The organism is Pseudarthrobacter sp. DSP2-3-2b1, assembly GCF_049895945.1.
Taxonomy (GTDB): Bacteria; Actinomycetota; Actinomycetes; order Actinomycetales; family Micrococcaceae; genus Arthrobacter.
This window is the reverse complement of record NZ_JAFCTI010000001.1, coordinates 317,791-344,757: the sequence shown is the minus strand read 5'-3', so window position 1 is coordinate 344,757 and position 26,967 is coordinate 317,791. Positions and strand designations below refer to the sequence as shown.

Annotated in this window: 19 protein-coding genes; 11 read left to right on the top strand and 8 right to left on the bottom strand. The window is 60.1% G+C overall.

What is annotated here, in order from left to right; all coding sequences use genetic code 11:
* Positions 1 to 35: 35 nt before the first annotated feature.
* The 7 genes from ACP7AX_RS01405 to ACP7AX_RS01375 all read right to left on the bottom strand — a co-directional run bounded on the left by ACP7AX_RS01405 (position 36) and on the right by ACP7AX_RS01375 (position 5,336).
* Positions 36 to 578: a TerD family protein gene (locus ACP7AX_RS01405; protein ID WP_426225294.1), complete on the bottom strand. Its 543-nt coding sequence runs from the start codon at positions 576 to 578 to the stop codon at positions 36 to 38.
* An 8-nt stretch (positions 579 to 586) separates the two neighbouring features.
* The gene (locus ACP7AX_RS01400; protein WP_426225108.1) at positions 587 to 1,096 is read right to left on the bottom strand and encodes a hypothetical protein; all 510 of its coding nucleotides are present in this window, start codon (positions 1,094 to 1,096) and stop codon (positions 587 to 589) included.
* Positions 1,097 to 1,126: 30 nt separating this feature from the next.
* Positions 1,127 to 2,320 carry a toxic anion resistance protein gene (locus tag ACP7AX_RS01395; RefSeq protein ID WP_426225107.1) on the bottom strand — a complete coding sequence of 398 codons (1,194 nt, stop codon included), beginning with the start codon at positions 2,318 to 2,320 and terminating at the stop codon, positions 1,127 to 1,129.
* Between the two features lie 24 nt (positions 2,321 to 2,344).
* Positions 2,345 to 2,926 carry a TerD family protein gene (locus ACP7AX_RS01390; RefSeq protein ID WP_426225106.1) on the bottom strand — a complete coding sequence of 194 codons (582 nt, stop codon included), beginning with the start codon at positions 2,924 to 2,926 and terminating at the stop codon, positions 2,345 to 2,347.
* A 73-nt stretch (positions 2,927 to 2,999) separates the two neighbouring features.
* Positions 3,000 to 3,581, bottom strand: a complete 582-nt coding sequence (locus tag ACP7AX_RS01385) for a TerD family protein (protein WP_426225105.1) — start codon at positions 3,579 to 3,581, stop codon at positions 3,000 to 3,002.
* Positions 3,582 to 3,608: 27 nt separating this feature from the next.
* The gene (locus tag ACP7AX_RS01380; RefSeq protein ID WP_426225104.1) at positions 3,609 to 4,199 is read right to left on the bottom strand and encodes a TerD family protein; all 591 of its coding nucleotides are present in this window, start codon (positions 4,197 to 4,199) and stop codon (positions 3,609 to 3,611) included.
* Between the two features lie 21 nt (positions 4,200 to 4,220).
* Complete coding sequence (locus ACP7AX_RS01375) at positions 4,221 to 5,336, bottom strand: DUF475 domain-containing protein (protein WP_426225103.1); 1,116 nt, start codon at positions 5,334 to 5,336, stop codon at positions 4,221 to 4,223.
* Positions 5,337 to 5,897: 561 nt separating this feature from the next.
* Here ACP7AX_RS01375 and ACP7AX_RS01370 point away from each other — a divergent pair.
* From ACP7AX_RS01370 to ACP7AX_RS01320, 11 genes are all read left to right on the top strand, one after another.
* Positions 5,898 to 6,416, top strand: coding sequence for a hypothetical protein (locus ACP7AX_RS01370; protein WP_426225102.1), 519 nt, complete (start codon positions 5,898 to 5,900; stop codon positions 6,414 to 6,416).
* Positions 6,416 to 9,151, top strand: a complete 2,736-nt coding sequence (locus ACP7AX_RS01365) for a vWA domain-containing protein (protein WP_426225101.1) — start codon at positions 6,416 to 6,418, stop codon at positions 9,149 to 9,151. The genes ACP7AX_RS01370 and ACP7AX_RS01365 overlap by 1 nt, the downstream gene beginning before the upstream one ends.
* A gap of 58 nt (positions 9,152 to 9,209) precedes the next feature.
* A complete protein-coding gene (locus ACP7AX_RS01360; RefSeq protein WP_426225100.1) occupies positions 9,210 to 12,764 on the top strand; it encodes a tubulin-like doman-containing protein in 3,555 nt (1,184 codons plus the stop codon).
* Positions 12,765 to 13,173: 409 nt separating this feature from the next.
* Positions 13,174 to 15,441 carry a hypothetical protein gene (locus ACP7AX_RS01355; RefSeq protein ID WP_426225099.1) on the top strand — a complete coding sequence of 756 codons (2,268 nt, stop codon included), beginning with the start codon at positions 13,174 to 13,176 and terminating at the stop codon, positions 15,439 to 15,441.
* Positions 15,442 to 15,525: 84 nt separating this feature from the next.
* Positions 15,526 to 17,976, top strand: a complete 2,451-nt coding sequence (locus tag ACP7AX_RS01350; protein WP_426225098.1) for a hypothetical protein — start codon at positions 15,526 to 15,528, stop codon at positions 17,974 to 17,976.
* Positions 17,966 to 20,740, top strand: coding sequence for a hypothetical protein (locus tag ACP7AX_RS01345; protein ID WP_426225097.1), 2,775 nt, complete (start codon positions 17,966 to 17,968; stop codon positions 20,738 to 20,740). Before ACP7AX_RS01350 ends, ACP7AX_RS01345 begins: the two co-directional genes overlap by 11 nt.
* A 272-nt stretch (positions 20,741 to 21,012) precedes the next feature.
* Positions 21,013 to 21,789 (top strand): hypothetical protein, encoded by a 777-nt coding sequence (locus ACP7AX_RS01340; RefSeq protein ID WP_426225096.1) that lies wholly within the window; start codon positions 21,013 to 21,015, stop codon positions 21,787 to 21,789.
* 92 nt (positions 21,790 to 21,881) lie between these two features.
* A complete protein-coding gene (locus tag ACP7AX_RS01335) occupies positions 21,882 to 22,949 on the top strand; it encodes a TRAFAC clade GTPase domain-containing protein (protein ID WP_426225095.1) in 1,068 nt (355 codons plus the stop codon).
* 83 nt (positions 22,950 to 23,032) lie between these two features.
* On the top strand, positions 23,033 to 23,812 hold the full coding sequence (locus ACP7AX_RS01330) for a VWA domain-containing protein (protein ID WP_426225094.1): 780 nt from the start codon (positions 23,033 to 23,035) through the stop codon (positions 23,810 to 23,812).
* A 106-nt stretch (positions 23,813 to 23,918) separates the two neighbouring features.
* Positions 23,919 to 24,551 carry a heavy metal-binding domain-containing protein gene (locus tag ACP7AX_RS01325; protein ID WP_426225093.1) on the top strand — a complete coding sequence of 211 codons (633 nt, stop codon included), beginning with the start codon at positions 23,919 to 23,921 and terminating at the stop codon, positions 24,549 to 24,551.
* Positions 24,552 to 24,797: 246 nt separating this feature from the next.
* The gene (locus ACP7AX_RS01320) at positions 24,798 to 25,379 is read left to right on the top strand and encodes a hypothetical protein (protein WP_426225092.1); all 582 of its coding nucleotides are present in this window, start codon (positions 24,798 to 24,800) and stop codon (positions 25,377 to 25,379) included.
* A gap of 387 nt (positions 25,380 to 25,766) precedes the next feature.
* Here ACP7AX_RS01320 and ACP7AX_RS01315 read toward each other — a convergent pair whose 3' ends face one another.
* Positions 25,767 to 26,879 carry a NaeI family type II restriction endonuclease gene (locus ACP7AX_RS01315; protein WP_426225091.1) on the bottom strand — a complete coding sequence of 371 codons (1,113 nt, stop codon included), beginning with the start codon at positions 26,877 to 26,879 and terminating at the stop codon, positions 25,767 to 25,769.
* Between the last annotated feature and the right edge of the window lie 88 nt (positions 26,880 to 26,967).

Below are 26,967 nucleotides of genomic sequence, written 5' to 3'. Positions count from 1 at the left end.
GATATCGGGGCGAGCCGTCCGCTGAGAGTGGACCATCAGAGGCTCACTTTGTAGTCCGCGGCCACACCGGCGAGCCCATTCTGATAACCCTGACCGATCGCCCTGAACTTCCAGCCGCCGCCGTGCCGGTAGAGTTCTCCGAAAAGCATTGCCCTGACCTGAACCTGGTTTCCCGAGGGAACGTCGAACCTGAGAAGTTCACGGTTAGTTTCGTCCACCAACCGCACATAGGAGCTCTTGACGGCACTGAAGTTTCCCGGACCGCGAAGGTCCGGGTCGACGTAAACGACGAAAGCTATCTTATGAACCGCTTCGGGAACATTAGGCAAGTCGACATCGATTTGCTCTTGGTCTTCCCTGCCCGAAAATTCCATACTTCCATCGGGAGTCGTCAGTTGGTTGAAGAACACCAGGTGCTCGTCAGAGAGGGCCTGCCCATTTAACCCGCACATGATGGCCATGGGAACCAGTTCGGCCTGCGGACCGAGACTTCGTGTAATAGTCCAGCCGAATCCCACAAGTACTTTACGGAGGCTCGGATTCTCAGCCGTTAGCGCAGCGTTGCTGCCTGGAACCATTGAAACCACTAGTTGTCCTCCAGACGTAAGCTGCCCAGATCGAACTTATCCTGGAGAAATCTTCCGTGGATGGCCAGTTCCGTGGCCGCTCCGCTCCGGACCTGCTGATTGAGGTTGAGGGCAGTGGAGTGCAGAGTTGCCAGTTGCGCAAGCAAGGTATTCGATTCGCGGGAACCGTCAAGGCGGGACGATTTGGGAAGCATGAGGTAGGTCCGCAGGGAAGTGGGCATGTAGTCGCTGATAATTGCTCCAGCCAGCACAACCTGTTCAGTCGACGGCTCGGCCTTTTGCATGTGCGCCAGTAGCGGAGCGACGAGGTCATCGATTTGACGGAACTGCGAATAGATAAGTGTAGGCAACTCTGCCCCGGCAGTTCGTACTTCGATGCGGAAAGCATCGAGAGCGGCTTGGCTGGCACCAAGATCAACGCTGTTTTGGTCAGGCTCAGGCCCCTGTTCAGTTTCGGGACTAACTGTAGTAGCGGCACCGAACAGGGACCCTAGAAACTTACCGACCATTTCGACGTTGAATCTTTCGCTTTGTTGGCACTAGCTTCCTTCTTGCTGACGGACTCGCTCTAAGTAAGGTTTGGCGCGTTCAAGGCCCGATTCGAGTGCCCGGACAGTTCCCTCCATGTTCTTGTTGGCCTGAGAACGGAAGGTATCGATGGCATCCATTGTCTGGAATACGTTATCGAAGGCCTTTTGGAGTGTCTCGACACTGACGCCCGAACTAGCAGCCTGCTGGTGAATTCGGCCTGTCTGATCCTTCAACATTTCACTGGTCTTAAGAATCATGTTGTTGGTCGTAGTGTTAATCGCGTCGATCTGGTCAAGGACCATCTTCTGGTTGGCCAGGGCCTGCGCGACGATAACGGCAGTTCGCAGCGCCGAGATAGTTGTGGTTCTCGCCCGCTCCACGCCCTTGATGAGCTCCGTGTTGTTCTTGCGAATCATATCGATGGCCAAGTACCCCTGCACTGAAACAGCGAGCTGGGTCAGAATGTCCTGGTGGCGTTGCCTAATGGGGAAAAGGACGTCGGAATCGAGCTTATTCGCTTCCTCGATCTGGCCCGCCTGCTTCATGGAGCTGATCTTTTCCGCTGTTGCCCCGTCCAAGGCTTTTGCGAAAACGGCATACTCGCTTAAGCCTTGCATCGTCTCCCAGAGGTTGGTCTTTTCCTGGGCGAGGCTTGCATTGTCCTTGAGCAGTTCGTCCTGGCCAGACATCAGGGACTTGATGATCTTGTTCAGCTGTGTTTGTGCGGATTCGTACTTTTGAAAATACTTAGCAAGTTTGTTGCCGCCGGGGATGATGCCAAGGATTTTTCGGCCGACACTCAAGTCTGCAGCATTGGGAGTGAGATCCTCGACAGTCGTTCGCAACTCGCCCAACGTGGAAGCCACTTGCACCTGAGCACTGTTTCCGGCTTTTTTGGCACCAGCGAGTGACGTCGAGGAACGTTCGAGGAGGCGGCTCGAGGTATTTGAGGACGCAACCAACTGTTCGCCGGCCAGGCGGTTGATGCCATCGATCTTGCTGGTGTACTCCGGGCTGTGAGGATTCAGCCCAGCGATTTCCGCTATGAATGCCCTAGCCTGGGCAGCAATTTCGGTTTGGCGTTCCGGCGGAACCGGGACCATACCGGGAGCTGCATCTTCGTTTACGATTTCCGGCGCATCCGGGGCCTTCAATAGCAAGGCTGAGTCGGAAGCGTCCGGCGGTGTCAGTTGAATGCTCATGTTGGGTCCTTGTCGTCGAGCGTGTTAGCCGAGCTGAACGCCGTAGTCAGCGGCAACACCGGCGAGGCCTGATGCGTATCCCTGTCCGACAGCCTTGAACTTCCACTCGCCATTGTGGCGGTACAACTCCGAAAAGATCATGCATGTTTCGGGAGCAGCATCTTCGCTCAAGTCGTAACGGACCACTTCGGCGTCGGTTTCCTGATTCACGACCCTGCAGTAGGCAGCGCGTACTTGGCCGAAATTCTGACGCCGTTCCACTGCCTGGTCGATGGACACAACAAAGACAATTCGGGAGACGTCCGCGGCGAGGTTGGAAAGGTCGACGGCGACTGTCTCGTCGTCGCCGTCGCCGTCACCTGAGCGGTTGTCACCCTTGTGAACGACGGTTCCGTCCGGGGTTGAAGGCTGGTTATAGAAAATAAAGTCGGCTGACGAGCGGACCTTTCCGTCCTCGCCCAGCAGCAGCGCTGATGCGTCGAGGTCGAAGGCGTCGCCTGTGGTGGTGCGGGGGTCCCAGCCGAGTCCGACGTGTACTTTTGTCAGCCCCGGGGCCGACTTTGTCAGTGATAAATTAGCGCCCTTGGTCAGGGTGAGTCCGGCCATTAGCCTGCTCCTTCAAGTTCTTTAGTGTTGAGAAAAGTCCGCTGCAGCCCGTGGCTGCAGCGGACTCCAGTTATTAGTCGAGAACGATGCCGTAGTCAGATGCGATACCTTGGAGGCCCGTGGCGTAGCCCTGTCCCACAGCACGAAATTTCCAGTCGCCGTTGTGTCGATAGATTTCAGCGAAAATCATGCAGGTCTCGGACGCTGCGTCTTCAGTGAGATCGTAGCGGACGATTTCGTTGTCTGTGTCTTGATTGACTACCCGGCAGAACGCGTCCCGCACTTGACCGAAATTCTGGCCGCGTGCCTCTGCCTGATCGATGGAAACGACTAGCACGACTTTCTCAATCTCGGGGGAGACCGAGGCGAGATCAACGAGTACCTGCTCGTCGTCGCCGTCGCCTTCACCGGTGCGGTTGTCGCCCTGGTGAACTACCGCCCCATCTTTGGATGCGAGTTGGTTGTAGAAGATGAAGTCATCATTGGAGCGGACTTTCCCGGCTGCAGTCAGGAGCAGGGCCGAGGCGTCCAGGTCGAACTGTTGTCCCGCCGTGGTCCGCGGATCCCAGCCAAGGCCGATCATGGCCTTCCGGAGTCCGGGATCGGCTTTGCTCAGGGAGAGGTTGCTTCCCTTGCTGAGGGTCAGGCTTGCCAAGTGATCTCCTTAGGGTTGAGGGTCGTGCTAAAGGACGGAAGCTGCGGGGCGGACAACGTCATGGGCGGTCTTGCCGTTCGCTGGAGCGCCAATGGCTTGGAAACTCCAGGCACCTGCCCCCCGGGAAAGCTTGGCCATAATCATTGCGGTGTGGCGGCCGGACTCTGTGAGCTGGTATTTAGCCACCTCGGGCGCGGCGGAGACGGACTCATCGATGACACGGCAGAAGGCGTTCTCCACCATGTCGAAGGTCTGCTGGCTGTAGCTGGTGATAACGAAAACGATGTGCGCCACGTTCGGGGCGACGGAGCTCAGATCGACAGTGATCGATTCGTCGTCGCCATCGCCTGCTCCGGTGAGATTGTCACCTGTGTGCCTGATTGAGCCGTCTTTGCTCTTCAGGTTGTTGAAGAAAACCGAGTCCAGCGGCTGCTTGTTGGCATCGAAGAGGATAGCCGAGGCATCCAGGTCAATCTCCACAGTCTTCGTTCCACCGAAGAAGCCCCGCTTGGCGGGGACAGCTGAATCCCAGCCCAGTCCCAGCCGAATTTTCGTGAGGGACTCACCGTTTTGCTTGGTCAGCGACAGCGACTGGCCCTTTGTCAGACTTAACCCCATTGTCATGCTCCTGTTCTGTGTTTACTTGGCAACTGTGGAAAGTTCGGCTGGCTCGGTTCCCTCGGTGAGTTGGGCCTTCTTTTTGTTCCGCATGATGGAGCCGGTGAAGGAAGCACAGATAAAGACGACGCCGATCAGGCCGGTGATGATCTCGTTAATGGAGATTGAGATGGTCAGGAGCAGAATGACGGCGAGGGCGCCAATTGCCCAGTGGGCGCCGTGGTCCAGGAATTCGAACTCGTCCAAGGTTCCCTGCCGGACGAGGTAGACGGTCAGGGATCGCACGAACATGGCCCCGATCAGGCCGAGGCCGAGGGCGATGATGATGGGGTCCGATGTGATCGCAAAGGCCCCGATGACGCCGTCGAAGGAGAAGGACGCATCGATGACTTCGAGGTAGAGGAAGAGCATGAAGGCGGCCTTGCCGGCTAGCTTTGCCGGCGCGCTCGGCCCGGCGTGAAGGTTCCTGGAGGCATCATCGAAGTCGATGTCGCCGTCGTTATCGACGTCGAAGAGATTGCCAAGGCCGTTGACCAGGAGATAGGTGATGATGCCCATGAGCCCGGAGAGAAGGACGATCCCTTGGTTTTCTCCAGACATGCTTCCGGCGAAAACGAGAGCCACCAGTCCCACCACCAACGAAGCACCATCAAGTTTGCCAATTTTGGCCATGGGAATCTCAAGGAATTTGATCCACTTGATGTCTCGGTCCTCGAACATGAAGTCGAGGAAAAGCATCAGAAGGAACAGGCCTCCGAATGCAGCGATCTGAGGGTGCGCTTCGTGCAGCAGGTAGCCGTAGGTTCCCGGCGTGTGCGGATCACCCTTCTGCAAAGCAAGGTCAATCGCCTCGACCGGGTTCAGGTTAGCGGTCACGCCCACGATCAAAAGGGGAAACAGAATACGCATGCCGAAGACTGCGATGATGATGCCGACGGACAGGAACATCTTCTGCCAGAATGCGTTCATACGCTCCAAGATGCGGGCGTTGACCACCGCATTGTCGAAGCTCAGGCTGATTTCAAGAATCCCGAGTATAAGGCAAAGGATAAGGGCCTGAGGGCCGCCGTAGAGGAACGCAATCACCAAGGCGGCGATAGTGACCCCAAAGGACCATCCGAAAGTTTTAAAGAACACTGTGTATCCAACTCCTGTAAAGCGGGGCCCGCCGTGAGCAAAACGGCCTAACCTCGACGTGCTACCAGGAGTAAGTCTCCCCCTGACTCGTCCATCATCTTAGCCCTACCTCGTTACCTGAACAGTCCAACTAAAGGCGCTGAAGCCATACTTCGCAGAAATTCGCCTCATCTTGACGGAATCTTGACGAATGGCGCATTAACTCGTTACCAATCAAAAGTCTGCTGAGGCCCTACAGGGGATGAGATGCCGGAACTCGAACGGATCATACAGGATACGGGCGACCTGATGAGGCGAGGCTTAGCGTCGGCATCAGTCCACCCATGTTTCCTAATGACATGGCATGACAAACTCCACGAAGAGGACTGGTATTTGCAGTTCCGCTCGACGAGATCAGTGCCCAAGCGCCGAATCTCTATCGCTGGCAAACCGCATTCGAGGCCGTATGACATCGTTGTGATACTGGCATGTGAGCCCCTAGTATTAGCGCTAGCGGGCGGATCCGTTCCCTGCTGCATCGACGTTGTCCGCAAAGTCGCGGCATGTTGAAGTTTCGTCTGGTTGTTTTCGTCGATGGATTATTGGGGTGTAAGAAGTTTGTCTAACGGCGGTAATCCATTTGATTTCAGCAAGTACAACTCGTCCGGACTGGAGCCTGCGTCTTCGCGTCCGTTAGCTGAGGGGCAGCCGCAGTCCCCGGCCGCCGGCAGCCCGGTCGACGTCTCCTTCGCCTTCGGTGGTCATCAGACTGATGCGTATTTGGCGTCTCACCTAGGTGTGCCAGCCAAGGCGCCCGTGATCTGGCTCACCGGTGCTATTGCCTGCGCAGTTGTCTCGCTAGTGGTAGCCGCAGCCTTCGGTGCATCACCAGCCCTCGCCATCTCGGCATGGCTGATGGGCGGCCCGGTGGCCATTGCTTTAATCGCCTTCTTCTCGCTTCGAGACACCCGGGCCCGGACCCACACGCTGTATTCCGCGGATGCGAAGGTGCCTTGGCTTTACCGGCTTGCCCTTTTTTTGAGCCTCGCAGCCGTAGTGACAAGCGCCTTGAACATTGCCAACTGGGTAGGACGGCTGTGATGCGGCGATTCATGGCAGTACTCGCCAGCCTCGCACTGGGCATCCCTTTGGCAGCCGTTAATGCGGGAGTAAGCGCCGCAGCCGAAACACCGCTTAGCCAAGTGGACGGTTTCCGGGCCTGCATTGCCGGCGGCGGCGTGACCGACATGTTGTTGCTGGTCGACGAGTCGTCTAGTTTGAACCGGACCGACCCGGATGACGCACGTGTCACTTCGGCGGCCTATCTGATGACTCAGCTGGGCAGCTTTGCCTCCGAATCCAGCGCCGAAGTCAGCATTGCCATCAGCGTCTTCGCCAACAGCTACACCCAGATTCAGCCTTGGACACCGCTCAATGCAGGGACGCTGCCGCAGCTGCAGTCAACGGTTACGTCCCTCAGGGACCGAGTGAATGGCATGGAGACGGACTATTGGACAGCTTTAGACGGTGCGCGCAAGGACCTTGCGGCCAGGGCAGCTGCACGGACGGAAAACGAGAGTTGCCAAGCCCTTGTCTGGTTCACCGACGGTGGCATCAACTACACCGTCCGGACGAACGACGCCGAAAAGGCCGCCTACGGTGCCGCCAAGCCGTTCGCCCCCGACACCCAGCTGACTAGCGCCGAGGCGGCGGAAAGTGTTCGAACAGCCGCCATGATGGACATTTGCCGCCATGGCGGCGTAGCTGATCAGCTCCGCTCCTCGCAGGTGGCTCTCTTTGGAGTGGGGTTGCAGGGCAGCGCCGAGAGTTCCGGGGACTTTCTTTTTATGGAATCTGTGGCCACCGGCGCAGCCTGCGGCAAGTTGATTGATCCGGTGCCCGGCGAGTTCCACCTAGCCACGGACATTGACAGCCTCCTGCTCGCGTTCGATGGGATCTCCTCACCGGGCAGCCGTCCCATCACACAGGATGCTGGCATCTGCCAGGTTTCGGTTTGCATCGACAAGGCCCACCGCTTCGTCTTGGATCAGTCAACGCCAGGCGTCCGGGTGCTAGCCACCGCCGACGGCACCAATCTCGCGGCATCCTTGCTGAATCCAGCCGGGCAAGTCATCAGTCTGCCCAAGACCAACATCGGCAGCCCGGCATCGCTGTCGTCCGATGACAACTCGCTGACGTACACCTGGCTGTCCGATAAATCGCTGACCGTGTCGATGACGGAGGGGCCGTCCAAGGCTGGCTGGAGCGGACTTTGGCAGCTCGCCTTCACGGATCCAGAGGGCCAGTCCGGGGGGAGGACCTCAAAGTCCAGTATCCACATTGCCGGAAGCCTTAAACCGGCATGGTTGAACCCCGCGGCAACAATCTTGCACGTGGGCGAGACCATTTCAGATGTACGCCTCGGTCTCGTGGATGCCGCGGGCAAGAAGGTTGACGCAGCGTCCCTACTCGGAGACGTGCAGCTGACTGCGACGCTCGTGAGCGGCCAAGGTAAGTCATCCGTGGTCGCGGCCGCCGTAGGCAAGGATGCGATCGCCAACCCCGTGTCATTGGACCTTGCCGGATATCCGGTGGGAGCCGCCGAATTGGTTTTGGAGCTTTCCATCACCACCGCAGCGACTACGACGGCGGACGGCACGCCCGTGCCCGGCACCCCCTTGGAGCCGGCACTGGTATCAGTGCCCCTGGCGCTGTTGCCACCAGCCGAATTTCCTGTGCTGGCCAGCAAAATTGATTTCGGTCAGAGCGAGGGTAACAAGGAGCTTTCCGCGTCACTGCCGGTCTCTGGCGTTGGCTGTGTTTGGCAGGTTCCGGACCAGCAGCCCGAAATCCTCGCCACACCGGCGGACGTGGGGGCCATCGCGGTCACCTTGGGCACGGCCAACTCAGCGGAGAACTGCCTGAACGTGAAGGACCTCACCTCACTTCCCTTGACGTTCAAAGCCGAGCAGGCTGGGAATGGCTCAGTTAACGGTCGCGTCGCGCTGATGATCGCGCCTGACGGGGAGCCAGGCAAAGCAATGCCGGTAAACGTGGACTTCACAGCAAGCATGGCCAAGCCGCTTAACAGCACGAATTTTCTGCTGGCGCTCTTGGTGGCACTCATCCTTGGACCGGGAGTTCCGCTCCTATTTCTCTATGGTGCCAAATGGTATGTGTCCAAAATCCCCGGTATCGCTCTGTCTGCGGAACTGGTGCCGGTCACAGTACTAAACCAGCAGGTGCAGCGGGACGGTCGGCCCTTTTCAATACGTCCAACAGACCTCACCGAGCTGGTGCCTATGAAACCCTCGGGCTCCCGCTCCTTAATGATCAAGGGGCTGGAACTGAAGGCACGCTCCGGTTGGTCGCCGTTCGGGAGTGGCTTTGTTAGCATCCTGGCACCGGGCCGATTTGCCGCGGGATCGGTAGACCCCGGAACTGACAGTAGCGGTGTCAATGCCCGTCTCCCGCTAGCCGTGCACAACCACTGGGCCGTGCTCCGCGACATGGGAGCTGACCCCGGCACCTGCAACGTCCTTGTACTGATTAACGGAACAGCGTCGGCTGCCCAGAAAAAGGACATCGAAGCCGATATAAATCGCCGCTTGCCTGATCTGCTGGCGCGTTTGAACGAGGCCTCGGAGCTGGAAAATGACGGGCTTCAACGGCCGATCTCCAACCAGCCAGCACCGTCTCCCTCGTCCACTTTCCCCTCGCCATGGGAGCCAGCCGACGGGCGCAGCCAACCGGGGCAACCGGGCGGGACCACGCAGGTCCCCGCCGCGGGCGGAGAACCCAACGGCGTCAGCCCATGGGGGACTCCGCACCCGTGATATCGCCGAACATCAAACACACGATAGCTCCCACGAACAGAACAGGCAGGCAGTAACAATGCGGAAATTCCTAGTAGTCGGCTGCGGTGGCTCCGGTGGCTCCACCCTTGCCTTCATGATGGATCAACTCAGTTCCGAACTGTCAGCCCACGGCGTCACCGGCATACCGGCCGGGTGGCAGTTCGTCCATATCGACGTACCCGTTGCACCCGATACTAGGATTGCCGGCGTCGGCAATGTCTCCCAGCAAGGCGGCGGATACATCGCGACGGGCCCCTCGGGGGGAAGCTACACAGTCATGGATAATGCTCTGACCCAGACGCTGAGCAATGCCAAAGCTTTGGGCCAAATCGGCACGTGGGCCCCACGGGACCCGGCCCAGATAACTGTTCCCATTCACAGCGGTGCTGGTCAAATGCGGGCGGTCGGACGCATGATCACGCTCAGTAAGGCCACCGAGGTACGGCAAGGCCTGGAACGTGCCTTCCAGCGGCTGAACATGGTCGAAACAAACAGTGAAATGGCTCAACTATCCGTCCCCGGATTGGGCAAGTTCAATGCCGCCGAACCGCCGATCATCCTTGTCGTCTCATCCATGGCTGGTGGCGCCGGAGCATCCATGGCGCTTGATGTGTGCCGGCTGTTGTCCTTGGTGCCCGGCGTTTCCCCTTCCTTGGTGGGGGTCTTCATGCTGGCCGCAGATGTCTTTGATGGATTGCCCTCTGACGCCCGCGGGGGTGTCCGGGCCAACGCGCTCGCGATGCTGGGTGAAATCGTAGCAGCGCAGACCAAGGCCGCCCAGGACCATGACCTGGCCACGCTCGCAGCGTTGGGGCATGGGCACGGTGTGACGGGTGAAAAGCCCTTTGCACGAGTTTTCCCGGTGGGACGGTTTGCTGGCGTCAACCGGACTATGTTCGGAGACGGCACACAGGATGCCGTCTATCGGGGACTCGGACGCGGGCTTGCCGCCCTGATGCTCAGCGGCAAGGCGGCTGCGGAATTCGTTTCGTTCGATTTGGGCAACAATTCGGGAGACAAGGCTGCGGTACGCGACTACTTCGGCTGGGGCGTCGAACCGAACGAGCTCCCGTGGGGTGCGTTCGGCTTCGCCAGCCTGAGCATGGGCCGCGACCGGTACCGCGAATACGCGGCGCAGCGCCTTGCCCGGACTGCCGTGGATCGGCTGCGGACAGGACATATCCAACGCGGCAACACCGCCTCATCAGTGGCGCAGGTCACAGCCTTGGTGGCCAGTCAGTGGAGCAATGTATCGACGGCGATGGGCCTGCCGGTAGCGGCCGACGGACCGCTCTCGCAGCAGGAGGTTATGGCATGGTTCACCGAGACGGCTTTCAGCCGTGCGGACGTGAGCCAGCTAGCTTCCGCCATCACTGACGAGCAGATCGTCCCGTTCGTGCCTCCGGCCACCGGAATTCAAGCAGCACAGTGGCTGGATACCCTTCGGCAGAGGCTGCTGGAACGCAAACCTGCCCTTACCAATGGAACTGTGGAATCGGCCTACCAGTGGGGTTTCTCATATAAAGGCATCTTGCTGGCGCGCTTCACGGCGTTGATTGAGAACGCCGTGGCGCAGTTTGGGCTGCCCTATGCTCGGGCCATTGTGGAGCGATTGGAGACCCTGCTGCGGGAGCAGCTCATCGTGACGTTGAAGGGGATGGCCGGTCTGGCCCAGCCCAACGTTGGTGCTGTTCCGCAGAACATCGAGGGTGAGCTTGGCCGAATGAAGGCCATTGAAAATGGGCAGTCGGTGGTGGACCGGCTCATGGGCGTACTTCGAGGCCAGACGACGGACCTGCTCTACTCGCAGGCCGCGGCTTCTGCCGCAACAGTCCTGACAGCTTTTATTTCGGACGTCTTAGGGCCGATGCGGGAAGCGCTCTCAGAAGGGCTTAACATCCTCGACCAAGCGGCGGCAGCACGGCCCACCGCTGTTGGCCTCGCCAATGTAGCCACGGACCAGTATGCAGCCTGGCCCTCCGATGACGATCTGTCTGTTCCGCAACGGTTCGATGTCGCTGATAACGAAATCCTGATCACCGAATCCAAAACGTTCGCAGTCCAATACGAGTCGGATGTGGCGCATACCGGCGGTGGATCGGCAGGAGTGAAGGGATTCAGTGACGCGCGGCAGCTTCTGGGCGGCCAGGTCATCCGCGGCCTGTGGCCCGTGGCGGGCGGGTATCAGGCACCCGGAGGTCTTCTGGAAGTCACTGCCAGCTGGCAGCCGGGCGAGTTCAATCGGGATCCTTACAGCCAGGCGCCGCTGACCCCGTCGCGGGCACGCTTCATGCTTCACACCTCGCCGAAAGAACTGCTTAAGCGGTCGCGTGCCTTTGTCGGCCGGCCAGGCGAGGCCTTCGACAAGTTCTGCTCCCTGTCGTTGCGCGATTACGTGCGCGGAGTGGACGCCAACCAGTCGGATATTCCGCAGCGGCAAGCGGATGTCCTCGCCAAATTCACTGAAGCGGTCAACCGTGCTGTTCCGCTGATCAGCGTGAATCCAGACGTGGTCCAGCAGTTGCACGGTACCTCGGTAGCCTACAGATTCAAATTCTCGTCCATCCCGTTCGGCGAGCTCGATGACGTATGCCAGGGGCTCTTGTCAGCAATTGAGGCAAACCCCAACATAGCGGCTGAAACGGCCACCATTTTGCAGCGGTCCCTTACTGCCGACACCCGCGTTCAGCGAATCGACATCTTTGGGTCCTACCGCAACTATTCACCCCTGGTCTTCGATTCCGTCCTGTCACCCGTGGCGCGGCAGTGGGATGGAACGTCGCTACCTGAGCGCAAGGGCTTTTGGAGCCAGCGGCGGTCACGCCCCCTAGCTGCCTCTTTGCCTATGGGGGAGAGCGAGCGCAGGGCGATGGTGGGAGGCTGGTTCGTTGGCCAGATCACCGGACAGCTCCGCCTGCCGGAGCCGCCCTACGACGAAGCAGTGGAGATCTGGGATCAAACGGATGGCCGGTGGATCCAGTTTCCCAACCCGCTGCTGACGCCACCCAGGCAGTTCCTGGCAAAGTCCTTCGACTGGCTGCCGGCAGTTCTGGAGTCTGTTCTCCTGGCAGTGGCACGTGCACATCAGGCGCCGGTACTTTCTTCGCTACGCCCCTATCGCCTCCTCCGGGAGCTGTACGATGCGAGCCCTGAGGAACCAGCCGCAGGCCTGTTCGAAGTGACGGCACTGGAAACCCTGATGCGATGGGTCGGCTCCGGGCACACCGTTTCCGGAAATCCCAGTAGGGTCCCGGGAGTCGTTGCGGAGAGCTCCGTGACGGAACGCCATGAGCGGACCAAAGAATGGCTGCAGACCATCAGGTCACTTGCCAGCGAGCACTTCATGCCGCCGGGACGCCTCAAGGCTACGGGCGGCGGGTCTTTTTCGCAGATTAGTACCCGCCGGGCGGCCAGTGCGACGCCGCTCTTCAGGGACGTAGCCGAGGACATTTACGTAGTGCTGGGGGACCTGCTGTCCCACTTGGAAACCGCTCACCAGCGCGCACTCCAACCCGGGAAGCATGCTGCTCTGGTGCCGGAGCCGGATGGCGATGAAGACACCTTGGTTCTCCCTGTGATGGGAGCCTTCTGAGATGGAAGCGTTGACAGTTTTTGTGGCCCCCCGCGGAATCACCGCAGGCGTCCGCGAAGCTCTCACCGATTGGTCTGGGCTGGGTATGGTTGGCAGCTTTGCCTGGATTGAGCCGGGCATGGTCTCTCCTACCAGCGTTCATGGTCTCCTCGTGAGGGACGGAAACCTCCAGGCCATTAGCCTGCAAAGCCTGGCGGCCACCGGCAGTTACAACCTCCTCCGCATATGCGTGCTCGTGCCCGGTGTTGCCGGGCACGAGCAGGTTGACTCTGCTGTCAGCCAGCGTATTGCTGAGATGCTGGAATCCTCGTTCGGAGGCCGCCCAGTTGTCAGGGTTCGTGCCGTTGTGGTGCGGAACGGTGAAACGGCAGTGCTGGACGGGCTGGCCCAGGGAGGCTGGCACAACCTCGTGCTGGGTCCCGAGGAAGCGGCTGGCCCGGGGCTGGGTCATCATCAGCTTTACACCACGAAGGACCCCTTTGACTGGGGGGTCCACGCTGCAGCCGCCCTTGCCGGCATCCTCGGTCTCTGGGCCGGCAGCACGGAATCACCGCTGGATGGGGAGTCCCCGCTGCCCGGTGAGAGCGCCAGGCTGGTCCGCGCCTTCTACCGGACCTTGGATGCAACGGCTGTTGGGGCCGAGCTTCGCAACCAGGTGTTCTCACTCCACAACGGTGTGCCGTTGCCCACCTACTTCGGCAGTTCAGCCATCTACATCGAAGACTCCGGACTGGCCACAAAGGTCATGGCGGACCAGCTTTGGGAAAAGCACGGACGCGCTCTGCACGGAGATCGGGAACACTCCGCCCCTCAACCGGTGACCGCCGTCGGCCCCTGGGCTGCCTTCAAGATGATGTTCGGATTTATTTGGGCAGCGTTAAAAAATGCGCCCCGTAGTTGGGCGCAGCGAGTGGCTACCAGGGTGAAGTCGGAAGCTGCGGCCGCTGTCCATGGACTTGTCTTCGGCTCCTCGCCTTCGCAGTACGCAGTCATTGTGGATGGCGTCGGCCAGGATGGCTTGCCGGTCTCCTGGCGGGACGTCCGGGACGCGGCCGCAACTCTTGACAAACTATTGGATGACGCTGGGATGCCTCGGGAGCACCGTGCCCCCGCCGATCTGGCCTCGTTCTGGCAGGATTTTACAGCCGGCGCGTTGACGCTCGTCGATGCCGGTGAACGTGTCACCGGTATGCCACCAGTTCAGGTTGGGACGCAACGTGGAGTTCTGCGGCACACCAGTTCCTCCGTTCCGGGACCCGGATCCGTATTCTCGGAAATCCCTTCGCCCCTTGCGGCTGTCATCGAGCCTGATTCGCTGGAGCCATACGATGTTTTAGGCATCCTCAGTATGGAGGAGCGCCTGCAGCGTGCAGGGGGGGATCCCAACCTGGGAATACCCGCGAGCACGGCACTGGAAGCGTTGCGACGCTGGAAGGTTGTTTCGGAGGAAAGCTATGCGGTTCATGTGGGAACCAAGATCGGCCAAAGCCTAAACTCCGTCAGAAGTGAGGTTCAGCAACTGCTGAACCGGATCCGAAGGGCAGCCAATGCCGACGACATGCTTTCTGGCGTGTTAACCCAACAGAAAAAATTGGCGTTGTGGATGAAATTCCTGCTGGGCGGGTTGCTGCTTGGGTTCGTCGTCACCGGAGTACAGGTGGCGCGCGAAGATTTGCAGCCTTTGGAAGGCCTCGGCATCGGTGCAGGCCTCATGGTGGTCTGGTTGATTATCACACTGGTGATTTTCATGAACGGGCAGCGGGAACTGTTCCAACTGATGAATGCACGAAGCCAGCTACTCAGTGATGACGAGATTTCGCGCAGGAATCTGAGGCATGCACTCCGTGACTTGCACAGGCTAAGCGGGGCCTACAGCCAGTTCCTGGCTTGGTCACGCATCATCGGCACAGTCTTGGCTGAGCCGTTCGGCCGGAGCGATGATGATGCCCCCACGAAGGCGAAGTTTGTACAGGGCCTGCCACTGAACGTCAAAGTTGGTGCGGCGTTGGTGCAGCCCCCGTCAGTCGCGGCAGCTGCCGCCCAACTGCGCCACGACATCTTCGCCGTCGGATGGCTGACCAAACCGTGGGACCGTGCAATAGCCACGGCCGGAGACCTAATTGGACCGCGTGGGTACGAGCTGACGGCTCACCCTGAGGCAATTTACCGGCAGTCCGGGGACGGTGAGCTGTCGCTGCTGCGCCTCTGGATTCGTGCGCTGGACGCGGCCGGGACCGATCGCGCCCCGGGTCAGGAGATCTGGACAGGGGTCCTCAAGGACATCACCGGCCCACGGTCCGCCATATCCTCGGGCTTAGTGTCGACTGTGAGTGAGGTTCGCGATTCGGCAATGGTGCAGACGTCATTGGAGGCCTTTATGTCTGGTGTGGACCGCGCTCCTGACCCGGGACGGCTGGATCATTTTGATGGCGCGGTGCTGACCGATGTTGCCCGGAATGCGGGACGTGCTGTCGTAGAGCACAGCGTGCCCTTCGGGTCTCAGACCGGATTGGCCCGGCACGCCGGGCTGATTCAGCTTAGTGGTGGGATTCCGCAGCACGAGTTTCTGGTTTCCCGCCAGGACGATCGGAATTCGTGGCTGGGGAACGAACCTGAGGCGGCGTCTGAAGATGACAGCCGCGACAGCTTCATGATGCCCGAGGGTCCCACCTTCTGATACCAGGCTCAAGGCTGCATACCCTTCCTTGGCCGGACGCCAAGCTCGGATCGTAAGTCAAAGACAGTGAACGAAGAGGCAAAGATGAGAGATCAGAAGTACCAGACCCGGCTCTCGGCGCTGAAGCTGTGGGCGGACATGGTGTCCGCCCGAGGATATGTTCCACCGGCGGAGGAGGACCTGTCCGTCATCGCCGAGCACAAGAAAACCGACACCCCGGGGCTTGACCAGGCCTTGGTGGGACCATGGCGGGATGCCCTCAAGGAACTTCTCAAGCAGCTTGCTTTCAACATTGCCGATCCACATCTCCAGCTGAGCCCGGAATTTGACGAGCCTGGGCCAGGTGCCATCAGGGTTGCGCCGGCAATGACCCCGAAATCGTTGCCTGTGACGGACGGTCCGGCTCTCCCTGTAGGGTCTCCTGCGTCGGATCCCGCCTTCCTGGCCTTGAAAACCTGGCGCAACAAAGCAATCGCAGAGAAGCGTCTGTCTCCCAGTAACCTCAAGGAGGCCCAGCTCCGTTTGCTCGTCAATTCAGGGCAGACGACTGAGGTGGAGATCCGGTCCGCGTTCCCGCCCGCCGTCGCGAAGTATGCAGGCGAGATGGCCAGTGTCCTGACGAGCCTTCACTCCTCCGATGAGTCGGTCGAGGCTGTAAGTTTGCCGAAGCAACCTCCCGGGGGTCCCGTCCCAGCAGCACAACCGAGAGCCGCAGAATCGCAACCTGCCACAGCTCAAACAGCCCCCATGCGCACGGCCCCCCCGGTGCCGACCCAAGCCCCGGTTGCTGACAAAGCGCCCACCTCCACGCCAGCTGCCACGCTGGACCTTGATCCGGCCGCCTTCGCGGCTTACGACTACGGCCCCCAGACACCGGCTCAGCTCGACGTGGACGTGCGGAAGGACTCGCAAGGCCGCAGAACGTACTCGTGGACGCCGGCGAAGTCAACCAGCCCGGTGACGATATATCGACTGGTCGCCGGCGACGAGCACGAGCCCTATGCACCGGATCAGGCGGACCTGGTGGCGGCAACAACCGCTGCGGAGGCTATTGACGAACGCCCTTTCATAACTGCGACGCGATACTTGCAGGTGTGGCTTAACGAGGGACTGAGCATAGCCGAGGCCATGGCGTGCCAGCCGACATTGTACGCCGGTGGCGGTTACGTGGGGGAACTCGGGAATGTCGAAATCCGCGAGGACGAGGGACGCGTCGTTGGCAGGTGGACTGCGCTTCCCGGGACGCAGAGAGTGCAAATCTTCCGCATACCGCTCGAACGGGCTGCCACGGGCAGCGGCGATCAGCGATACCGCATACTGCAGGACTCGACAAACCTCGGTGGCTTTGTCGATGCAGAAGCGGAGCGGGGTAAAGCCTATCTCTACCAGGTGTGCGCAGAAGCTGCCCTCGGTGGTGACATCCGGCTCTCCAGCCCCACGGCCTGCACCGTCCGTGTTAGCGCAGTGCTGGAACCGGTTACCGACATGTGCATTGCGACGACAGGGGACAGTGAACCCTCGCTCTTCGACCTGCGCTGGAGCAGTCCAGCAGGCGGCACGGTAGTGGTCTACCGGACAGAAGAGCCCCCGCAGGCCGGACTGGAGCTGGAACCATTATCCGAGGATTCGCTGCGGATCAGCGGCCTGATGCCTGAATCAAGGCTGCCTAATCACGTGGAGGTCGTCGACGGCACCGCCACCATGCTCAGCATCTCCTGGCCCTCCGGCTGGACGCGCGCATACTTCACACCGGTGACGCTGTTAGCGGGAATGGCGCATGTGGGCACTGCCATTTTCAAGTCCCGGAATGACAAGGTCCGGAACCCGAGGATCGTTGAGCGCGTCAATAGCCAGATCCTCAGTTTTGAGTGGCCCGACGGTGGGGATTCCGTAATGGTTTACATGGGCCCCACCGGCCAGGATCCGGAGCTTGCGCTCAACAGCCAGGCGATGGAAATTTCGCAATCCGATTACCGTCGCCGTGGCGGACTGCAATTCACCCGGCCTCTTCCGTCCACTGGGTGTGACCTTCATCTGGTGCCGGTAAGTTTCGAGGCTGGCGTGAGGGTGTCCGGGGCAATCACCACCATCAACTACCCGCATATTCTGCGGCTGAACTACCAGGTCGTGGAAGCGAAGAGTTTTCTTGGAAAGGTGACGGGTGTTTCCGTCACTGTACAGACCTCGGAAGCAGTTCAGTCCATGCCGGCCTTCGTTCTGGTCTACCACCCCGATCGGCTGCCGCTGACCAGCCGGGACGGGACTGCGCTGAACATGGTGCCTGCTATTGATGTCGCCTCGACTCCTGCGCGCAGGTTCACACCAGGCGGTGCTGGGCCCGACGGTCCCCTTCCGTGGAAGACCGATCCCGTGTCCTGGGCATCGGAGGTCAATCCGGAGGGTGGCTTCGTCCGGCTGTTCGCCGATCTTCCGGTGGATGTGCTGCGGCATGTGGCGCTGCTTGACCCGCCCGTCGCATCACTTCGCTTCTCCGGTACGCCGAGCGTAGGTAAGAGGTTCTTTGGTGGCCGATAACCGAACGGGCCCGCCAGCTGTCACCCTCCGCTGGGGTCAGCTGACCTATGCGTCCTTCGACCCGGACAATGGGGCCGGCGGCTGGCAGGTAACCAGCACGGCGGGAAACCTCAGCGATGGCGAGATCGAGGCTCTTCGGCAGCGGATAGTCACGAGGTTCGACTCCGACATTTATCTCGGTGCATTTCCCAATGCGGCGGAGCTTCAGGCCATGCCCCGCCGGCTAACGTACATCAACGATGGCCGGGGTCGGGGCGCCTATTGGCACAGCACCATGGCGGGGCGGGACTCCACCGGGAGGCCAGGCAACGTCTTCAGTCACGTACTTCTGGATAGATCCACGGCGCAGCCGACACCATCCATCCGGCCGATTGAGATCTGGCGTTCCCCTGGTTTGTTGTGTCCTTTTGGACCGGAGCAAGTCCGCGAGGCGGTGCTGGTCGAAGACGCCAGTCCATCGTTCGGGGCGGCCTTGGGCCGGGAGGACGTTCTCGACTTTCTTTTTGACCAGCGCGAATGGCGGGTCGGATTACTCAGTGCCCTGCTGGACGCAGTGTCGGCCGCACTGAGCGGTGGCCCGGGCGTTGTCCTGGTCACCGACTCCGCGGAAACATCCGCCCTGTGGATCGCTGCCGTCAGCAGGCTGGCGCCCGCCGACTGGGTCCGACGGATGAATTTTTCAGTCTATGAGCGGGCTGCCGGGCTCGACGCCGTTTTCGACCGGGGCGTGCACTTGGTCGGTGTTCCACGGGCCGACGCAGAAGCCATCCCTAAGGACTCCGTGTTCACCATTCTGGATGAACACGAAGTACCGGACCTCGGCGAAGTAGGTGGGCGGCCGCATCGAGTCCAATCGGGCTCCCTCATTGTGCCGACCCACTGGTCGGCTTTCGCCCAGGCTGCGGTGGTGGATCGGTCAAGCTTTTCTGCAGCCACGTCCATGATGGATGACGTCGCGGACCGGGTAGGAGACACTGGCCCAGAGCCCAGTTGGGCCCTGGCAGTGGCTGCCCTGCGGCTTCCGGACATCTTCGGCGACTATGAGGCCGAGGCAGCTGCCGTCATTGCCCGCCACTCGCCAGATTCTCTGGGCGGGGATGACGAGCTGATGGAGCTTGCCCGGACCACCATGAAGAGCAGCAGCGGCGGTGCCTCCGCTGGCGAGGCCTGGGCAGAGCTTGAGCAGGACGGGGCGTCCAGACTGATGCGGCAGGTTTTGATGCAGGCCTACCTCCAGCGGTCGCTTGAGGACGATGCGTGGCTGGCGCAGGCAGGTCCGATTCCGCTCCCGCCGGATTACCGCGTGGAGTACAGCACACCGGAGGTGCGGCGGGCCGCCCGGTCGGCGATTGTCAGGCTGCAGCGGAAGTTCACCGATGACGACGAGTCCGCTGAGTTCCCCGCAACGGCCATGAGGATATTGGATTTCATCCATCGGGCCGGGCTCGTGGACGAGGAGGACAGCTACGGCGAATCCCTCGACGATCCCATCGCAGAGATCCTAGAGCGAACCATCTACCAAGTTGTCGATGATGACGACAGGGCGGAAGTATTCGTGTTCTCCGCGGGCGCTCTTGGGTCCGACGCGCTGCGACAGAAAGTATTGGCGGCCGTCGAAAACAGTGTGCGGTTCCTTGCTGAGCCGGCAGGTAACCGAATTCCTCCGGCCTTCTGCGACTGGTTATTTGGTGCGCCCCCGGCCTCGGCGATACCCAACGAGCTCACGGATCGGCGCTACGTTGTAGTGCCTGTAGCTGTGGAGCGCGCAATCTGGCTCTGTCGACGCGGCAGGGGTCACGTTGATGGAGCCCGGGCTGTGGCAGCAGCCGGCGTCCTGGAACCTGGACAAATCGAAGTCGTGGCCGATACGGTCCTTACCCAGATCTTTGTGCCCGAACCGCCGTGGCGTTCGTCTGAACTGCTATTTCTCGAACAGAAATTTCCCGGTGAGATGCTCCCTGGATTCTTCTCGACCGCGTTGTTGAAAGAGGAATGGTCCGAAACGCTGGCTGAGCTTATCAGCGCTGTCGTGGACCGTGGAATCACCGCCCCGGACTCCCCGGAGGTACCCTTTGCCCGGCTGCGGCTCATGGCTAGGCGACCGTGGACAGTGGATCATCCTGGCGAGATAAAGGCCCAAGCCGACTGGATCCTGAGCACAGCTGTGAGGGCGGTGACGGCTGTGCAAGGCCGCCTGCAACAGGCGGAACTGACGGCGCTGGTGCTCGAGGCTGCAGTGATCACCGTCTCCAATCCGCGGCACCGCCTCGAGCTACCCCGTGAAGTGCGGAACCTGGTTTCCCGTTATGATGCCGTCCAGGCTGATGGGGTTTCCGATTTTCTTCACGCCTGCGTGGAATCCCGGGTGCTGGGCCAAGCGGAAATCGAGGAGTTGACTCGCTTGGCGATCGTGACGACGCCCGGCTATCCGGGCGGGGAGGACGTGGCGGGCGACTTCTTGTCCGACGTGACCGTATTTGCAGGGTCCGAGCGCCTCCGGCTGCTCGAAGTGCCCATCCGGCATGCCGTCAGAACGGGTCGGACAGATCCACAATCGATGTGCGACGCGATCCTGGCGAAAAACTGGAACCAGACTTTCAATACAGCCTCCGAACGCCTTGTGGAAAAGGTTTACGAGGAGCGCCAGAAATTTTCCCGGGAATGGTGGAAAAAGCTCCGCCAGGAAGCCGGATCCACTGAGCTAGACCCGGCGAAGCCGGCTCGTTTCGGCGGGTTTATGTCCGCAATTAGAAAGGATCGATGATGCCCACATACATCTTGGAGGGCACGAGTGAAGTTCAAGTTCGGGTCCGTCCGCTTCGTGTGACCTTGCGTGTTGAGGGTGAATCGTCCGAGGCACGTCTTGAGGTCGCGCAGCAGGGCCGATTGCAGGAATCGGTGATCCGTCCGCCGGACGGAGTCATACTGCCGGCGGTTGAGGCGCTCACGGTGGTTTCAGTGGTCCCCGTGGGCCAGAACCGGTTTCCGTCGCCCACGGTGCTGCACTTAGCCGTGTCCGTTGAGGAGAGAGCGTCCTTGGACCCTCAGCGAGCCGTGCTGGTGCCGATTGATGTCTCCGGACTGGACCGGAAAGACCTCATCTCCGTGGAACGCGTCGGGGAGAGCCTGAGTCTCCGGGTGGCACATCACCAGGAGGACGCGGATCTGGGCCGGCTCGGCAATGCCGCCCGCGTAGCAACGCGGGAAGTTCTGGGGCTCCAATGGTTGGATGACGCCGCTGCATTCAACATGCTGTTGGCCGTGGATGGATCAGGATCTGCGGTGAACCTTGTACGGGAAGGGTCCGCAAGCGCCATGGCACAGGTGCTGACCGGAATGGCTCAGGTGATAGCGGGCGGCAACCTGATGCGCGCCGCCGTCGTCAACGGCTCAGTCAATCCAGTCCCCATAGGCGATTTGGCGTCCCTTCCTGCGGATACCGTCGCCACACATCAGGTTTTGGTTCCTTCCAGCAGTTTCCGTTCCACCTTCCCCCGGCATGAGAACCTCCGCCCTGGGGCGGCCACGATCGTGTATCTGCTAACGGACTCCTTGCCCGCAGACATCCTTGATCTGGAGCGGCTGGAGGAGCCGGGCGAAGTGCGGCATATCATTTCGGTCATGCCGGAGGCGGCTTGGCAGCTTCTCGGAGGTACCTCGGTCTCACACACCGTCGTGGAACCGGTTCATGGGGGCGATGACCTTGAAAGGCACTTGTTGGGGGAACCTCACGCCTTGCTTGCCCTGGTGAAGTCTTTGCTCCAGCCTTGCCTCAGCGCGCGTTCGGAGCTCTTGGAAGGGGTTAACCCGTGACCACCCGTTGCCCTGGTTGTTTCCAGCACCTGCCCGATGACGGTTACATGTGGATCTGCCGGTCCGGACGCTGCCCCACCCAGCCTGATGAGGTGGCGGCCCGCTATGCCGGCAAAACCGTTGAAAACGGACCCTTGATCTACCGGGTACGTCCCGCCAACGCAGGCAAGAACTGGGCACCCGAAGTACCAACATGCTGTCCCGAGTGTAATCAAACGGTCCAGGAGGCCTGCGTACGGTGCCACCACGGGCTGCTTCCCGGCTGGCGCGACGGTCACGCAACCTGCGTCGCAATGAACGGGTCCCGCGCCACCGGTAAGTCGCTCTATATTGCCGTCCTGGTGAAGCAGTTGGATCAGCTCATGGCCAAACTCAGCAGCACCGTAGAATTCGCGGACGCCCGCACACGCGATAACTACACGGAGATTTACGAGAAGCCCCTATATGAATCGCGCGGTCTGATGCCCCCGACGCCGAGTGCTATCACGGACAGTTCCTATCAGCGAGAACCCTTGATTTTCAGTCTCGGCATCCTAAACGGGGTCAGGAGGTTTCTTGTGATCCGTGATGTGGCCGGCGAAGACATGGAAAGACCTCCTGCGGACACTGCGCCGTTGCATTTCCTCGCCAACGCCGACGCCGTCTTCTTCATGTTTGACCCGATGGCGGTTCCAGAGATCCGGGCCAAATTGCAGGACCTGGTTCCCACTCAGAGTCAATTGGGCGGTGATCCGCACACAGTGCTGGCCAACCTGATGAACATCATTGGCGGTGCCACACCTCGCCTGGCTGTGATCCTTTCAAAATTCGATGCCATGCATGAGTTGCGGAAAGTAGAGGACATTGACTGGCAATCCATCATGTCCAACTCCGGCGCTGCATTCCTCCGGGACCCCAGCCTTGAGAGCGCCCAATATCAGGAAGACGACGGCGAGCTTCTGCACGAGGAAGTACGGAGCCTGCTGCACAAGCTCAACGCGGGCCGCCTCGTCCTGAGCCTTGAAAATCCCCACAGCGGGCAACCGATCCCTTACCGCTTCTTCGCCGTCTCCGCACTCGGGGAGGCCCCTCGCGGGCAGTCCGTCCACCCTCGAGGGATAGCCCCGTTCCGTTCCCTAGATCCTGCCAAATGGGTCTTGAGCCTGACAGGAGCAATCTGAAAGTACTGAGGCGCCGCCACTAGGACGCGGTAGCCTCATCCGACGTCCACAAGCCCACAACACCACAACGACAAGGACTAGCAATGGGACTCTCGCTCGAGAAGATCAGCGCCCAGGCGCCGGGGCTTCTGTCACTGGCCAAGACCGCAATTGAGGTCGTCGATCTCTCCGGACTTAACGGCCAGAAGGCCAAGGTGGCGGTCGCCTTGGACTATTCAGGGTCTATGCACGACGTTTACAGGTCCGGTGCTATGCAGCGACTGGTCGAAAAGGCTTTGGCCTTGGCAACGCAGTTCGATGATGACGGGTCCATCGACTTCTTCGTCTTCGACTCCACAGCGGCGTACCTGGGCGAAATCAGCATCGGTGACTTTGCCGGTTCCGTGGATCGATTGACCAGAAACCGGCGGATGGGCAGCACCAACTACTCCGATGCCTTTCTGACCATTCGTGACCATTTCGGGTTCACGCCGCAGGCCCCGCCGGCCCCGGCTAAGAGGGGATTCTTTGGACTTCGCAAAGTGCAGCCAGCTCAGGGCGGGTCACCGACGTCCAAGCCCGCTGACATACCCGTTTATGCACTGTTCCTTACTGATGGCAGTCCGGACAATAAGAAGGCTGCCATACAGGCTTTGACCGAGGTGTCCACTGCCCCCATTTTTTGGAAGTTCCTTTCCATCGGTAAGCAGCAGATGGAATTTCTTGAGCAACTGGACACGCTTAAGGACCGATTCGTGGACAACGCCAACTATGAGCCCATCGGCGACGTGGACGCAATCGGCGATTCGGTGCTCTTCGCGAAGATGCTGACGGAATTCCCGGACTGGATAAAGCAAGTCCGTTCACATGGGCTTATCAAATAGAGCATCCCAGAACGCAGCACCGAACGGCCCGTCGCCCGCACTGTTTGATCTTTGATGTTGCCACCACCAACCAGAACACCCTGAAGTATCTAGGATAGAGAGTTACGTGAAAACCAGAGACATCGCGAAGAACTTCCAACTTGACCCAGCCGGATTCGACCAGTGGTTAAAACAGTCCGGTTTGCAGTACAAGTCCGGGATGACTGGCCTGAGCGTTGACGACGGCGTCAACGCGGACGAGATAATCGGCCACTACAAGCAGTATCTTGCAGAGGAGAAGGCGCGGACAGCTCAGGAGCAGGAACGTCTTGCGTTTGAGCAGGCCAACGAGGAGCAGGCTGAGCTAGCGAAGCAGCAAGCCGTGGCGAGTATGCTCATCACCTCCGGTTTCAACTTTGAGGGCTACGGCATCACCAGGTACTCAGGCTATATCTCTGGCGACGATGCGGTATCGATGGACCGTCCGCGCAGCTGGTTTGGGGGCGTGAACAAGGATGTCGGCGCAGACCTGCTGACAGGGCTTTCGCAGATCCGGCAAAACGCTTTGGCGGAGTTGAAGGAGGCAGCCTATGCACTCGGATGCAACGCTGTGATCGGAGTGGATTTCGACTACCTGACCATGGACCCCGAGACTGCAAGTAGTTCGGGCGGAACGCTGTACCTGCCATTCTTGTTTGCAGTGACCGCGAACGGCAACGCTGTTGTGATCGAAAAGAACGAACCCCCCGTTTTGGCATAGCGGTCTGCCTGGTTGGCAAACGGACGGGCGGCAACAAGGTCCATCAACCGTTGTCTTGCGTGTGACGCCCCATCGGCGCGGAAGTAAATGTTGCTTGAGATTTGTCGGATTTCCGATGTGGCACTACTGTCACATCTTAGTTGGGGGAATTGTGTCATTCGGACTGATCTGGGGATAACCCAGCGTCGTTGTTTAGAACAAGAACTTCAGCTCGCACCCAAGAGCAACTCTAGACAGGATCCACAAATGACCGAGAACACCACACAAACCGACGTCAAAGGTAACGCCAAGGCCCAAGCAGCAGCTGACAAGGCTTACCGCAAGGCGTCACGGCCTTGGTTCAAGAAGAAGCGGTTTCTTCTCCCTCTGATTATTCTGGTCATTTTTATCATCGCGACTGCTTCCAACTCGGGGGCAAAAGACACGGGAGCGACGAGCGCTCCGGCAACGACGGCCGCCAGCGCTCAAGCCGCCAACCCAGCCGCTCCCGCTGCCCCCGCCGCCCCCGCTGTGTGGACAAAGGTCGCAGAACTGGCCGGGTCATCCGATATGGCAAGCCAGTCATTCCAGTTGTCAGGCAAGGAAGCCCGTCTCGTTTACTCATTCACGGGCGGAACCATGCTTAACGGTCAGTCCGCGGCAATAGGCGCCATCTACCTGATGGACGACGGAAAAGACAAAACGAAGGACGGCGGAATACCGCTCAAGATGCTCAGTAAGGATGAGTCGAGTGAAACGGCAATCCACAAGTCCGCAGGTAAGTATTACCTCGACGTGGCGGCAGCAAACTTCCAGGCTTGGACCATCACCGTCGAAGAGAAGCAGTAACCCCAGCCGAATGTGAAAAAGGTTCGGTGAGGTCTAGGTGGAGCACCCATAAATCAGGTGCTTAGTCTGGAATCACGCAAGACGCTCGGCCTGCACTGCACGGGCCGAGCGTTTTGTGTTGCCGCGCTTTGAGTCCAGCTCTGGCTAAATGGGCCCAACTCAGACTGCAGAACCGGTCCCCACCCCACTCAAACTGCCATAATCAAAACAGCCCGGTCGGGGTTCGATTCACTTTAGGGATCACGCTTGGCCAGGGACTTTGATGTCTAGTCGAAGCGGGTACCCCCACTGGCTTCTGTATCCCATGTAACTGCTCGGCGACGATTTTCCGGCTCGGATTAAGTGGGTCTCCATCACAGCGCCTGTGATCGGCCACGCTTGTCAGGGTTAGGTCCTTTGCTTGCCTAGGATGGGGAGCACCGGCGCCATGGTAACCGGATCACCTGGGACGGCAAGACGCCACCTACCACCATCGATCTCCGCGCCAGTACCGACTTCCCCGGCTTCCATGGGGGCTAAACGGTGACTCACGAAGGTTCCCGCTCGCGGGGACGGCAGCCCGAGTGCCGCCGCGATTTCGGGTTGAGGATGATAGGGCCCCAGAATGACGATCCCCTCGCCTCTCAGCTGTTCTCGAGCCTCACGGACCCGCTTCGAGGAGTCGATCTGCTGGGCGACCGTCTCCACGGCGGAATGTTGCACAAGCTCACCTTGCAAATGACGGAACAACATGTTGACGGCTTTCTGGCCCGAGGATTGACTTACGGCCGCCATGGCCGTTTCGGGATGTTTAACAAGTACGTTGGTCGGTAAGGCACAACCGTCGAAGACCCAAAGAATCCGATCGATCCCGACTTGGGACAAACGGGGGCGTCCGCGGTCCATAGATGCCACTCCTCGCGAGTCAGGGCCGGGGCGGAGGATACCAAGGCTGAACCGTGAAGTCTCCTCATTGGCCCATATCACCAAGTAGGGCACTTCACGTTGCTCGGGAACGGGGCGGTCGAGTGTCCAGCTGTCGAGCCTCTCGCTCCACGTACAGGCGACGTCGGCCCCGGCGATCTGGAGCGAGGTGGTGATGCCGTCGTCGAGTTTTAGTACCCGTTGGAGCCAGATCTCGATGAGGGGTCCGACATGGGCTGATTCGGCTTTTGTCAGCTGGGTCAAATCCCAGCGCCCCGTCCGCCGACCGTCGTAGGCCTGGTCGAGAGCGTTGCGGATGGCACGCCCGCACCAGACTCCCTGTGGGTCGGCTGCTTGAATCGAGCCCTTTATGTGGTGGATTTCCGGGTCTTGGGCTGGAGTAGGTGGGACAGCTGTGGTCCTGCGGGAACGCGACTTCAGCGCCGGTTCGGGGCGTTTGCCCAGGTCCGGGGAAGAGGGACGGGCCCGTCGTGCCTTGCGGGATCCAGCAGTGTCTTTCGCACTCCCTTGTTCTTCTGCCGCCCATTGCGGGTCGTTGAAAAGAGTGAACGGGTCATCAAAGACGTTAGCAGTCATCGTCCATCACATTACATGGAACTGAGATGTTCAGTCTCGAACGGATACCTGTCTTCCAGGCGTGTGGGGACCGGTGACAGCGCCCTTT

Bases quoted from the DNA above. Each gene is read 5' to 3' on its own strand.
- ACP7AX_RS01405 (WP_426225294.1), bottom strand. From the start codon at position 578: ATGGTTCCAGGCAGCAACGCTGCGCTAACGGCTGAGAATCCGAGCCTC.
- ACP7AX_RS01400 (WP_426225108.1), bottom strand. From the start codon at position 1,096: ATGGTCGGTAAGTTTCTAGGGTCCCTGTTCGGTGCCGCTACTACAGTT.
- ACP7AX_RS01395 (WP_426225107.1), bottom strand. From the start codon at position 2,320: ATGAGCATTCAACTGACACCGCCGGACGCTTCCGACTCAGCCTTGCTA.
- ACP7AX_RS01390 (WP_426225106.1), bottom strand. From the start codon at position 2,926: ATGGCCGGACTCACCCTGACCAAGGGCGCTAATTTATCACTGACAAAG.
- ACP7AX_RS01380 (WP_426225104.1), bottom strand. From the start codon at position 4,199: ATGGGGTTAAGTCTGACAAAGGGCCAGTCGCTGTCGCTGACCAAGCAA.
- ACP7AX_RS01365 (WP_426225101.1), top strand. From the start codon at position 6,416: ATGCGGCGATTCATGGCAGTACTCGCCAGCCTCGCACTGGGCATCCCT.
- ACP7AX_RS01360 (WP_426225100.1), top strand. From the start codon at position 9,210: ATGCGGAAATTCCTAGTAGTCGGCTGCGGTGGCTCCGGTGGCTCCACC.
- ACP7AX_RS01350 (WP_426225098.1), top strand. From the start codon at position 15,526: ATGAGAGATCAGAAGTACCAGACCCGGCTCTCGGCGCTGAAGCTGTGG.
- ACP7AX_RS01330 (WP_426225094.1), top strand. From the start codon at position 23,033: ATGGGACTCTCGCTCGAGAAGATCAGCGCCCAGGCGCCGGGGCTTCTG.
- ACP7AX_RS01320 (WP_426225092.1), top strand. From the start codon at position 24,798: ATGACCGAGAACACCACACAAACCGACGTCAAAGGTAACGCCAAGGCC.
- ACP7AX_RS01315 (WP_426225091.1), bottom strand. From the start codon at position 26,879: ATGACTGCTAACGTCTTTGATGACCCGTTCACTCTTTTCAACGACCCG.